This is a genomic window from Kitasatospora sp. NPDC029367 (assembly GCF_055569135.1).
Window position 1 is genome coordinate 1 of record NZ_JBVHYH010000126.1, and the last position, 11,962, is coordinate 11,962.

At 67.2% G+C, this 11,962-nt stretch carries 4 protein-coding genes, 2 pseudogenes and 1 CRISPR repeat array; of the genes and pseudogenes, 2 read left to right on the forward strand and 4 right to left on the reverse strand.

All coding sequences use genetic code 11. The features are described from left to right. The first annotated feature begins 165 nt into the window (after positions 1 to 165). Positions 166 to 1,072: a CRISPR direct-repeat array (repeat unit 37 nt; unit sequence GTTGCGATCCTCGGTCGTCCCGAAGGGCGACCGCCAC). Between the two features lie 171 nt (positions 1,073 to 1,243). Then, complete coding sequence (cas3, locus tag ACZ4W5_RS36985; protein WP_465659557.1) at positions 1,244 to 3,505, forward strand: CRISPR-associated helicase Cas3'; 2,262 nt, start codon at positions 1,244 to 1,246, stop codon at positions 3,503 to 3,505. Positions 3,506 to 3,652: 147 nt separating this feature from the next. On the opposite strand, the pseudogene argS reads toward cas3, so the two are convergent. The 4 genes and pseudogenes from argS to ACZ4W5_RS37005 all read right to left on the reverse strand — a co-directional run. Then, a pseudogene (gene argS, locus ACZ4W5_RS36990) lies at positions 3,653 to 5,056 on the reverse strand (arginine--tRNA ligase); the annotation flags it as partial. A gap of 57 nt (positions 5,057 to 5,113) precedes the next feature. After that, positions 5,114 to 6,517, reverse strand: coding sequence for a phospholipase D-like domain-containing protein (locus tag ACZ4W5_RS36995; protein WP_465659559.1), 1,404 nt, complete (start codon positions 6,515 to 6,517; stop codon positions 5,114 to 5,116). After that, positions 6,504 to 9,923: a bifunctional serine/threonine-protein kinase/DEAD/DEAH box helicase gene (locus tag ACZ4W5_RS37000; protein ID WP_465659561.1), complete on the reverse strand. Its 3,420-nt coding sequence runs from the start codon at positions 9,921 to 9,923 to the stop codon at positions 6,504 to 6,506. The genes ACZ4W5_RS36995 and ACZ4W5_RS37000 overlap by 14 nt, the downstream gene beginning before the upstream one ends. Before the next feature lie 142 nt (positions 9,924 to 10,065). After that, on the reverse strand, positions 10,066 to 11,622 hold the full coding sequence (locus tag ACZ4W5_RS37005; RefSeq protein ID WP_465659563.1) for a recombinase family protein: 1,557 nt from the start codon (positions 11,620 to 11,622) through the stop codon (positions 10,066 to 10,068). 98 nt (positions 11,623 to 11,720) lie between these two features. On the opposite strand from ACZ4W5_RS37005, the pseudogene ACZ4W5_RS37010 reads away from it, so the two are divergent. Further along, positions 11,721 to 11,858, forward strand: a pseudogene (locus ACZ4W5_RS37010) (exodeoxyribonuclease III); the annotation flags it as partial. Between the last annotated feature and the right edge of the window lie 104 nt (positions 11,859 to 11,962).

Here is an 11,962-nt window from a genome sequence, read left to right on the forward strand (position 1 = left end):
TGTTGTCTTCGCCATCCACGAGGTGCCCCTGCCGCCGTCCTCCGGTAAAAAGGCCCCGTTTTGCACCCTGTTTTCGCGCGGGGGGGTGTTCTCCCTTGGGCACGACCGAGGACCGGGGCGACCGCCACACGTCGCCCCCCGACGCCAGCAGATCATGGGCACCTGGTTGCGATCCTCGGTCGTCCCGAAGGGCGACCGCCACTTCGGTCTTCCCACTGCCCGCGAATCCGCCGACGAGTTGCGATCCTCGGTCGTCCCGAAGGGCGACCGCCACGGTCACTGCGGCGAGGCGGTTGATCAAGGTGTCGTCGTTGCGATCCTCGGTCGTCCCGAAGGGCGACCGCCACCCGCAGTCCCAGGCGTGGCAGCGCGAGGTGATCGTTGCGATCCTCGGTCGTCCCGAAGGGCGACCGCCACCTGCGCTGGACGCCGTCGAGCTCACGGCCGGTGAGGTTGCGATCCTCGGTCGTCCCGAAGGGCGACCGCCACGGGGGCGAGGTCGGCCTGGTCCCACAGGGCTGCCAGGTTGCGATCCTCGGTCGTCCCGAAGGGCGACCGCCACGACGGCACCGGCCGTGCCGACGGCGGCACAGACGGCGTTGCGATCCTCGGTCGTCCCGAAGGGCGACCGCCACGGGGCCCACAGCTCCAGCACGCGGGCCGGCAGCGCGTTGCGATCCTCGGTCGTCCCGAAGGGCGACCGCCACCCCAAGCGCACCGCCGCGGAGAAGAAGAAGGGGGACGTTGCGATCCTCGGTCGTCCCGAAGGGCGACCGCCACGGTGAACTGGCGGCCGTTCACGGTGGCGATGCAGCGGTTGCGATCCTCGGTCGTCCCGAAGGGCGACCGCCACGGTTCCGGCCGCCGCCCCGGCCTCGAAGGCGAGGAAGTTGCGATCCTCGGTCGTCCCGAAGGGCGACCGCCACCGTGACGAAAGAGGGCCAGCCAGGGAGAGGTTGATCGTTGCGATCCTCGGTCGTCCCGAAGGGCGACCGCCACGGCGAGGCCCTGCAGGCGCTGCTCCTCGGATCGGTAGTTGCGATCCTCGGTCGTCCCGAAGGGCGACCGCCACGCTGGCGGACCAGCGAAAACTTGAGACCCGATCCAGGACGGCAGAGCCTTCCGAAGGTCCAGATGCGCCCGAATCGGACACTTTGCTTCGGTGCGACCCATGTGTCGCGTGCACACTTCGGGTTCCGAACCACGCCCACCGCCTGTCGGTCAACGGCAGTAAGGTCCGGCCATGGGAAATCTGATCGGTATGAAGGACTCAAGCAGCAGTGTGGCACCCCTGTGGGCGCACAGCCGGAACCTATCAGGCCGACGCCACACCCTGGAGGAGCACCTGCGCGGATCGGCAGCTCTGGCACGGCAGTTCGGCGCCGCCTTCGGTACCGGCGAGCTGGCCGAGTACCTCGCTCTCGTGCATGACGTCGGCAAAGGCTCCTGCTCCTGGCAACACGGCTTGCAGGCCGCCGAAGCCGGCGCCCGAAGAGTCGGCGTTCCTCACAAGGAGGCCGGCGCCTGGCTGGCGGCGTCGCACGCCGGGCGACCGTTCGCCGCCGTCGTGCAGGGTCACCACGGCGGCCTTCCCGGATACCAGAAACTGCAGACGCTCATCGACGCCGTGAGGGCCGGAAATCATGAGGACAAGTCACTGATCGACGAGGCGATCGCCCGCGTCACCGCGATCGTTCCGGAGATCACTCCTCCCGTACGGGTGCCACTGCCGCAGTGGCTCACGGGCCCACCGATCCCGGACGGGCCACTCGCGCGGGACCTTCTGCTACGAATGCTGTTTAGCTGCGTGGTGGACGCCGATTTCCTCGACACCAGCGCACACTTCGCCGACTCACCTGTTTCCCTCCGACACGAATGCGACATGGCCGCTCTGGCCAGCGTGTTCGAGCAGCGCCGCCGACGAGCCCTCGCAGCGCGCCCGCCGTCGCCGGTCGACGCCATTCGCAGCAGCATCTACGAGCAAACGCTGGCGTCCGCCGCCAACGAGCCCGGCATGTACGTGCTCCATGTGCCGACCGGCGGCGGGAAAACCCTCGCCTCCGCAGGGTTCGCCCTCCACCACGCCGCCGCCCACGGCCTGCGCCGAGTCGTGGTCGCCGTGCCCTACGTGAGCATCACCCAGCAGAACGCCCAGATCTACCGGGACCTGCTCGACCCGGACGACACCGCACTCCCCCCGACCGTTCTGGAACACCACAGTTCCGTGGACCTCGACGACCACAACGCCCGCCGGCAACGAACGGCTGCCGAGAACTGGGACGCCCCCTTCATCGTCACCACCACCGTCCAGCTCTTCGAATCGCTCTTCTCCCACAAGCCCGCCGCCATGCGCAAACTCCACCGCCTGGCGAACTCGGTCATCATCCTCGACGAGGTCCAGGCCCTCCCGGACCACCTCCTGGTCCCGATCCTCAGCGGACTGCGCGGGCTGGTCGAGTGGTTCGGCGTCACCGTCGTCCTCGTCTCCGCGACCCAGCCGGACTTCTGGTCCCTCGCCCAACTCAACGACCTGCCCCGCCGCCAGATCATCGACGACCCCGCCTACCTCTTCACCGCGCTACGGCGCGTCACATACCACTGGCGCAGCGGCCCAACCATCACCTGGGAGTCGATGGCCGAAGAGATCGCCTGCCACAGCGGCCACCAAACCCTGACAGTCGTGAACACCACCAAGGACGCAGCCCACCTCCACCACCTCGTGGAAGACCAATCTCCGGGCCCGGTCCTGCACCTGTCGACACGGATGACAGCAGACCACCGCCGAACCACCATCGAGCAGATCCGCGGGATGCTCGCTGCCGGCGACGACGTCCACGTGGTGTCGACACAGCTCATCGAGGCCGGCGTCGACCTAGACTTCCCCCGGGTCTTCCGGGCCTGGGCCCCCGCCGAGTCCCTCCAGCAGGTCGCCGGACGCTGCAACCGCGACGGCCGCCTGCCCGAGGGCACCGTCGTCGTCTTCCAGATCCACGACGCCGGCCAGCCCCGCGACAACATGTACGAAGCGGCACTCAAGGCCACCGCCGCGCACATCGGCCCGGACCTCGCGCCACCCGACGACCTCGACGCCCTCAGCCGCTACTACCAGCTCCGCTACAGCCTCCACGGCAGCAGCCCCACCGCCATGGGCGCCAAAGTCGACGACCTGCGGGCGCGGATGGAATTCCCCGCAGTCGACGAAGCCTTCCGGATGATCGACAACGAGCTCAACCGCCCTGTCGTCGTCATCCGGCACGAGGCCGACAGGGACGCCATCGAGGCCGACATCGCCGCCCTGCGCTCGACCTACCCCTGCGGCCCCGAGCCCCTGCGCCGCCTGCAACCACACACCGCCTCGATCCCCCGCCACGAGGCCAAGGCCGCACTCGACGCCGGACTCGCCGAACCGGTGATCGCCGACCTCCTGCTCTGGCAAGGCGCCTACCACCCCCACCGCGGACTGGACCCGTCCGAGAAGGAGGACCGCTCAGCATTCGTCCTGTAGCCGGCCTGCTGGTGCCGGACACCGGAGCGTTGCCGCTACTCGGCAGGGGCTCCCCCACGCGGCAACCACGCACATCACGAAACGCCTTCGGAGCGGACAGATAGCACCTGCCCGCCCCGAAGGTCCGTGAGATCTACAGGCGTTCGGGGGTTCCGATATACCAATCAGGTCCATGCCCTGACGTAGGGTCTGGCCAGTGAGCCGGCAGAGCAGCAGCCGGGTCTCCATCACCTCGCGGCTGGGGGCCTTGAGGACGGGGCAGTGCTCGTAGAACGTGGTGTAGGCCGCCGCGAGGCTGTGCAGGTAGGCGCAGAGGCGGTGGGGTTCGAAGGTCTCGGCGACGAGGTCGATGGTGGTGCCGAATTCGTCGAGGAGGAGTCCGAGGGCGCGTTCGGCCGGCTCCAAGGTGAGGTCCTGGTGGGCGGTCGGGGTCGCGCCTTCGGGGGCCTTGCGCAGGATGGACTGGATGCGGGCGTAGGCGTACTGGAAGTAGGTGCCGGTGTCGCCGTTGAGGGAGACCATGCGGTCCGCGTCGAGGATGTAGTCGCGGGTGCGGGAGGTCGACAGGTCGGCGTACTTGACCGCGCCGATGCCGACCTGCTTGGCCCGGTCCTCGAGTTCCTCGGTGGCGAGCTGGGGGCTCTTCTTGGAGACGACGGTGCGGGCCCGGTCGACGGCTTCGTGGAGGAGGTCCATGAGGCGGACGGTCTCGCCGGAGCGGGTCTTGAAGGGCTTGCCGTCCTTGCCGAGGACAGTGCCGAAGCCGAGGTGCAGGGCGCGGACGCCTGCGGGGAGCCAGCCGGCGCGGCAGGCGGTTTCGAAGACCATCTGGAAGTGGAGAGCCTGTCGGCTGTCGACGACGTAAAGGAGTTGGTTGGCGCCGAGCATGCCGACGCGGTCGCGGATGGCGGCGAGGTCGGTGGTGGCGTAGCCGTAGCCGCCGTCGCTCTTCTGGACGATGAGCGGGGTGGGTTCGCCGTTGGGGCCCTTGATGTCGTCGAAGAAGACGCACAGGGCGCCGTCTGAGCGGACGGCGACGCCGGAGGCTTCGAGGTCGGCGCACACGTCGGCGAGCATCGGGTTGTAGTAGCTCTCGCCAATGGCGTCGGCGTCTTCGAGGAGGACGCCGAGGCGGGCGTAGACGGCTTCGAAGTAGACCTTCGACTCGTCGACCATGCCCTGCCAGGACGCGACAGTCTCGGCGTGGCCGGCCTGCAGCTCGACGACGCGACGACGGGCGCGATCGGCGAAGTCGGCATCGCTGTCGAACAGGGCGCGCGACACCTTGTACGGGCGGTTGAGGCGGGACATCGACAGCCCGGACTCGGCCGGTTCGGTGCCTTCGTCGAGCTCGGCGGGGTGCTCGATAAGGTACTGGATGAGCATGCCGAACTGGGTGCCCCAGTCGCCGAGGTGGTTGCGCCGGATGACCTTCTCGCCGGTGAACTCGAGGGCGCGCACGAGTGCGTCCCCGATGATCGCGGAGCGCAGGTGACCGACGTACATGTCCTTGGCGATGTTCGGCTGGCTGTAGTCGATCACCGTGACGCCGCCCTCGGCAGAACGATTACCTGGCCGCAGGAAGGCTCCGACGTGACGGCATTCCTGCTACCGGCGTTCCTGATCGATCAGCTCGATGTAGCGGCGGTACTGGTCGTCGGCGGCTTGTCTGTTGCTGACGAGGGTGCCCTCTTCCATGCGATAGGTACGGTCGGGGTCCCCGCGGAAGGAAAGCCAATTGAAGCTGGTGGCGATCCAAGTGTGGTCGAAGATGAGGATCTTCGCGTGAGTGGATTTCAGGCGGGCGACGGTGAGCTTGCCGGGGTAGCGGTGGGCAAGATTCTCTAGCTTGCGGACGGCTGCGGGGTCGGTCTTGGTGTCGTTGTCCTGGTAGCCGTAGGCGATGTGGACGGTGGTGCCGCGCTTGAGCCGGTTCTCGAGTTTGGTGAGAAAATCGGTGGTGATGATAGCGCTCTTGATCCAGGGCGAGATGATCAGGATGCGTTGTCGGGCTTGAGTGAGGGCTTCGTCCAGTAGGTCGGGGTGCTCAAAAACGCTGATCGCACGAACCTGATCCCGCTGAATTGCGGGTCCGGTCTGGCTCTGGTCGTCCGGCTGTTGGAGGCCAAGTTGAACTGCTGCCTGGTCAGTACGTTGGCGGGTGGCCTGCGGCAGGTCGATACGGGCGCGCTCAAGGTCCGGGGCTAGCGTTGGGCGCTCCGGCGCGGGCTCGACCTGGATGCCCAGAGCCTTGGCGCCGCCGTGGTTGAGCAGAGCGATCTCGTGGGCATGGCTGAGCGCGCCGTCTACCACGACGCCAAGTTGTATGTCAGTGCGCTCGGGGTCTGCGTAGACGAGAAGTTTGGCCGGCATGACGCGGCGGGCATTGGCCTGGTTTATCCCGCGGACCAGCAGAACTTCGCGGTTGGTGGTGCCGCGCTCGCGCAGGAGCGCATTGATGTCGGGGACCGGGATGTCGCTGGTCTCCACCAGCCCGGCACGGGGCGCGGGCAGTACGAGGACACCTTCTTCCTCGGCCTGACGGTGGGGAACGACCGTGTGGCGGTCGTAGGGCTTGGCCTTCCCAAGAAGCTGGTCGTAGACGAGCGGCTGATTGACACGTACCGGAGTGATGGCGGCCATGTCGCGGGCGGTCTGCTGGCCGCGGACTGTCAGGCGCAGTCTCTGGACGGCCGGCTCAGCACCGCTTCCGAGTTGGGGTGGCGCATAGGTGAGCAGATCGTCAGAGAACTGTCCGGCGATGGTGTGGGTGACCATGCGCTGGGGCAGGCCGAGGATACCGGCGATGGCGTCCTCGGTCTCTACGTTCTCGCCGACGAGGTGGAGAACGAATTCTTGTAGCAGGGGCAGCGGTTTGCGGTCCTGGGCGAGGATGTCTGCAGTGACCAGGGTAACGGGGATGCCGGCGTCGACGATGGCGACGAGCTCGAGTCCTTGGCGGTCGTTGTGGAAACGGATGTGCAGGAGGCTGTTCTCGCTAAAGGTAGGCATCGCGGACCTCGCACTCCTGCGGGTGGCTGGACATGTAGTCGAGGACGTCGCGCAGCGCACCACGTTTGCTGCGGCAGAAGGTCGCGTCGCCCACCACGATGAGGCCGAAGCGGGCCCGGGAGAGCGCGACGTTGATGCGCCGCCAGTACGGTTCGCCGAGGAAGCCGAAGTCGGATCGGTCATTGCTGCGGGTGACGGAGAAGATGGCCAGGTCGCACTCTCGGCCCTGCACAGCATCGACGGACAGCACCTCGACCGCCAGGTGTTTGAGCCGGACCTCCGCGAGTTGCCGGTTGAGTTCTTCGATCTGCCGGCCGTAGGGGGCAATGGCAAGGACGTCCAGCTTGCGGCCGGGTGAGGTTTTGATCAGCTGCCGGTCAATGGCCTTGTCGATTGTCTCCAGGCGCTTGACAGCGAGCTTGGCCTCGGTGCGGTTGGAGATGCTCGTCTCGGTGCTGGTGCGCTCAGACTCTCGGCGGCTGGGGAGTTTGGTGGTGTCGAGCCACAAGACGGGCTTGTTGATCTGGTCGTAGCCGGGCAGCGTATGGGGGTTGGGTGACAGGAGCTTGCCGCCGTAGAAACAGGTCGAGATCATGTTCCCGATGGCGGGGGTCATGCGGTACTGCTCACGCAGCAGGTGCTGGACGGGATGGGCGGTGTGGGTGGCCAGGTACTGGAACAGGGTGGTGGTCACCAGTTCGGGGATGAGCTGGTAGTCCGCCATGATCTTCTTGTCGCGCAGGAGGTCCTCGTCGATGGGCGGCAGCTGACGGGTGTCACCGACCAGTACCCAGCGCTGGGACCGGGCGAGGGGTACGAGGGCCTCCGTCGCGGTGGCCTTGGACGCCTCGTCGAAGATGCACAGGTCGAACTCCAGGTCCCGTGCCGCCGGGTGTCCCAGGAAGCCGATCGCGGTTCCGCCGACGATCTGCCGGGTGCGCAGGAATTCAGCAAGCAGATCCTGGTCGGTGCTGATGCGCTGCAGCCACTGTCCTTGCAGCCGGAGCAGCCGCATCAGGTCCCGGCCGCTTCCGGTAGGCCCCAGAAGGGCCTCCACGGCGTCGCGGGCCTCGCCGGGGGTTAGGTTCTCGCGCAGAGTGAGGTCACCTGCGATGCCTCGTTGAGCCTCGGTGTACAGCTCGCGCCGCTGGTCGAGGAGCTGGTCGCGACGAGCTCGGACAGTGACGAGTTCTTCGCCGAGATCGCGAGCAGAGGTGGTGCGCTCGGGCGCGGGGCGGCTGTTGAGCTCTTCTAGCTTGAGGGTGACGTGGTTCAAATCGGCGGCGACCGAGGCAAGCTCCTCCAGGGTGAGGGCAGCCTTGAGGTGGCGCGCTTCCAGGCCGCTTCGGGTGGCGACGCCGTCGAGGTAGGACTCTGCGCGGGCCCTTACCTGCTGGGTCCACTTCTTGACCTGCCGGTCCAGCAGGAGGTGCTGGGCGCTGCCAGCGACTCTGGGGTCGTCGGGCCGTCCGAGGCGTACCAAGCCCTGGACACCTGCTTCCTCGATGCGGCGCAGTGCGTTGTCGATGGCGATGTGGGTCTGGCTGACGATGAGGATGCGCGCGTTGGGGTCACGTTCAAGGGTCTGTTCGACGATCTCGGCGATGACGGTCGTCTTGCCCGTTCCTGGTGGTCCTTCGACGAGCAGAAGGTCCTGGGAGCCGAGTGCGTGCTTGACCACATCACGTTTGCTCTTGTCCAGGTCCGCGCGGAACCAGTGAGTGATCTCGGCGGGTGGCTGGGAGGCGATGTCGGCAGGGTTGTCGATGATGTCACGCAGAAGTTGGTTGGTGCTCTGCCCGGCCATGACGGTGGTCAGCGCGTCCCTCTGTCGGTTCAGGGCTTGCTGGCTGGGGCCTAGAAACGGCAACAGCACACCGCGGTCAGGCACTCTGGCGGTGGGGCGGGTGAAGCGGATCGCTACGGTTTCCTCGGACTGGACCGTGACTTCGCCGCGCTCTACCGGCCGGGCCTGTGCGAACGGAGCGATGGACCACTCTTCGCCGACCGGAGGCGCGGTACCGGGCTTGGTCAGATGGAACACCCGAGTGCGGCCGCTTCCGGTGACCCGGTCGTAGTCGAGGACCTGGCGTCCCCCGGCGGCGACCTCCTCGCGGGCGTCCAGGAGCCTGCGCCACCCCTCGAAGAGGTCTCCAAGGCTGCGCGCCTGTTCGTCCTGGTGCTCCTCCCTACGGCGGGCCAGGTGATCGTCGAGGTGGTCCAACAGAAGGTTTCGGCCCTGGTAGGCGGGTTCCTCACCCGGATCATCGAAGGTCCAAGTGAGGACCGGTGAGAGCGCCAGGGCGTGCTTGCGCTGTCGGCTCATCCACTCGTCGGGCTTGGTGAGAGCCTGGACGATCACGGAACGTTCGGGGTACTGATCGTCGGAACGCAAGCGCAGGAGCCAGGACTTGCCAAGCAGACGCAGGGTGCTCTGGTCTACCTCGTCAGTTTGCGGGTTGTAGCCGTAGTCGACGTGCATGACGCCGGACAGGTCGGCGAGGACCACATTCTTGGCTCGAGCCCAATCCGGTTCCGAGTCCCCGGGCGACTCGGTGAGGTTCGCGGCCGCGGAGCGAGTGAGCTTCAGCCAGAAGAAGTTGTTCCTACGGGACTGGCGACCGGCGCAGATGTACTCGGCCTCAAGAAGGCGCTGTTCGAGTACCGCAGCGTTTGCCGGCCGCTTTCTCGGGTCGAAGTCGATGCAGGAGTGGAGGATCTCGCGGATCTCGGTGGCGAGGTCGAGCTCATCCAGGACATGCCTGAGGTCCGGGTAATCACGGGCCTTGCTGCCGGACAGCGTCTGAACGGCGAGGACACCGTAGCCGAAGACGTCCCGCACGTAGGGCACGGCGTCCTCGTGTTCGGGCGGGGAATACAGGTTGGAGCGATACTCGGCTACGGTCTCGTCGGTCACGACGACCTTGGAACGGATCTTGGCGATACCGAAGTCCGCAAGCTTGGGCACTCCGGCCTCGGTGAGAAGGACATTTCCCGGCTTAAGGTCACGGTGCTCGATGTTCAGGGAGTGCGCGTGCGCCAGCGCGCTCGCCAGGGGCTTACCGATCCTCTCGAAGTAGGCGTCCCAGCCGACAGGCCGACGAGCCTGTAGGTCGTCCTTCAGACTGCGTTCCACCCACTCCAGGGCGATGTAGTACCGCTCCAGAACCGGGTCCCAGCCCGACTCCAGCATCCGGACGATGTGGGGGTGCTCGACAGCTTTGAGCGCAGTGGTCTCTCGTTCCAAGAAGACCTTGATGATTTCATCGTCGCGCCGCTTAAGTAACTTGATCGCCGCGAACTGCCCGTCGCTGTCGCTACTTGCCGTATCGACGGCCTTGCGTACCTCCGACAGACCGCCGCTGCGCGCATTCTCTCCAACCAGCATGAAGCGATCGTTGATCACATGCGGTCCCACACACGCTCCTCGTCCAGCACCGGCGCCGACGTACCGGTCCGGCCATCCTGCCAGCCCAAGGTTCCTCGGTTGGATGATTCGGCGGATCCGGGCTTGATCGTGACCGGCTCTTCGACCTGGCGTACCTGACCTACGCCGAGCTTCCAGCGCATTCCAGTTGCTCGACGCGTGCTTCGAGTTCGACGGGTAGGTACCAGCCTTCGGCGGTGGGTGTCATGTAGAGGCGGGCCTTGAGGCCGAGGAGGAGCTGGCGGCGCCCTTCCTGGTCGGCCTGGATCCAAGCGTCGGCGAAGATCTGGCCGGTCTCGACCTCAACCCAGGCGGAGGGACGTTGTGGCAGGGCGGCGAGGCGGCGGCGTTCGTCGACGAGGACTTCGAGGGCTTCGGCGTACTCGTCGTCGCCGCCGGGGTAGTCGAACAGGTTCCGGCGCTTCTCCTCGCGGAGATCCTTCATGGCCTGGGTGACGTGGTTGAGCTGCTCGGTGTGGTCCTCGCCGGGGATGAACCTGCGCACCGTCATCGCCAGGCCGGCCAGACGCTCCACCAGGGCCGTGATCGCGGCGGTGACGCGCTCGCCCTTGACGGACTGGCCCTTGCAGGCGGGCTTGCCAGCCGTCTTCGCACACCGGTAGTACTCGTAGATCTTTCCGTTCCTGGCGAGGTTCACCTGCCGGTAGAACCGGTCGCCGCAGCGGTCGCAGTGCGGCACCCCGAGCCAGGGCGAGGCGCCGTTCGAGCGTTCCTTCGTGATCGAGCGCTCGTCCATCGCCGCCTGGATCGCGGCCCACTCCTCCTGCGTGAACAGGGGCTCGGCCATCCGGATCGGCAGGCCCTTGGCGTCGCGGGCGATCTTGCGCGCCTTCACGGAGCGGCCGGTCAGCTTCAGGCCCATCGTCGCTGGCGAGCGAAGGATCTTCCCCACGCTGGTGGGATTCCAGTGGTTCGACGGCGGCGTCTTGCGCTTGCTCGTGTAACTGTCGCCCTGGTTCTTGTACGCGTGCGTCGCCGGGGTGTCGAAACCGGCGGCCTCAAGCGCCGTGGCGATCATCCATTGACTCTGCCCCTCCAGGAGCAGCTTGCCCATGTACCGGACCGCCTCGGACGTCACCGGGTCCGGCTCCAGCGTCCGGCCGCCGCCTGGGCGGTCGGTGATCCGGTACCCGTACGGCGGCTGCCCGCCGGCCCACCGGTCGGTCTTGCGCAGGTGCTTGTGCGCCGCCGTGACGCGGGCCTTGATCCGCTTGAGTTCCATCTCCGCGAAGATCGACGCCAGCATCAGGAAGACCTTCGCCAGCTCGTTCCCGAACGACCGTTCCTGACCCTTGCGGTAGTCCAGGGTGATGCCGTCGTCGGTGAAGACCAGGACCTTGTGGTTCTCCTCAGCCCAGTGCGCCACGTCCGCGCAATCCTTGGCCGAGCGGAACGCCCGGTCGACCTTCGCCCACACCAGCGCGTCCCACTCGCCCTGGCGATCAGTGAGCCACGGCCCCAGGTCCGGACGCTTCCACGGCGTGATCTCCGCCGAGACGTCCAGGTCCTCGAAGGACCCGACGATCTCCCGCTCCTTCGAGACCGCGTGCCGGGTCGCCGACTCCGCCTGGACCAGGTGCGAGACCTTGCCCTCGTCCCCGTGCGTGTCCGAGACACGCGAACCCACCACTGCCCGAACCGGCGCCGAAGCCGTCATGATGTTCACGGGAGGTCCCCTACCGCCCAGGCCAGCAGACAGCCTCGAACAGGCTGCACTCGAACGGGTAGACCTTTTTCGAAAAGGTGTCGTTCCGCTGGCGCATCGACCTCCAGGTCGCCACCCCGGGCCTCGCCGCCCGCGCCACCGACGGCCGCGTGGAACGCGCCGACACCCACGCCGAGCGCTGGTCCGACCACGCCCCGGTCACGGTGGCGTACGACCTGGACAACTGACCGGCACGCGGCCGCAATCCCGCCCAGCCGGTCCGTCGGGGGGGGGGGGGGGGGGGGGGGGGGACCGCGGCCCCCCCACCGAGGGGCCCGGGGGGGCGGCCGGG

Coding starts and splice junctions, on each gene's coding strand:
- ACZ4W5_RS36995 (WP_465659559.1), bottom strand. CDS start 6,517: ATGCCTACCTTTAGCGAGAACAGCCTCCTGCACATCCGTTTCCACAAC.
- ACZ4W5_RS37005 (WP_465659563.1), bottom strand. CDS start 11,622: ATGACGGCTTCGGCGCCGGTTCGGGCAGTGGTGGGTTCGCGTGTCTCG.
- cas3 (WP_465659557.1), top strand. CDS start 1,244: ATGGGAAATCTGATCGGTATGAAGGACTCAAGCAGCAGTGTGGCACCC.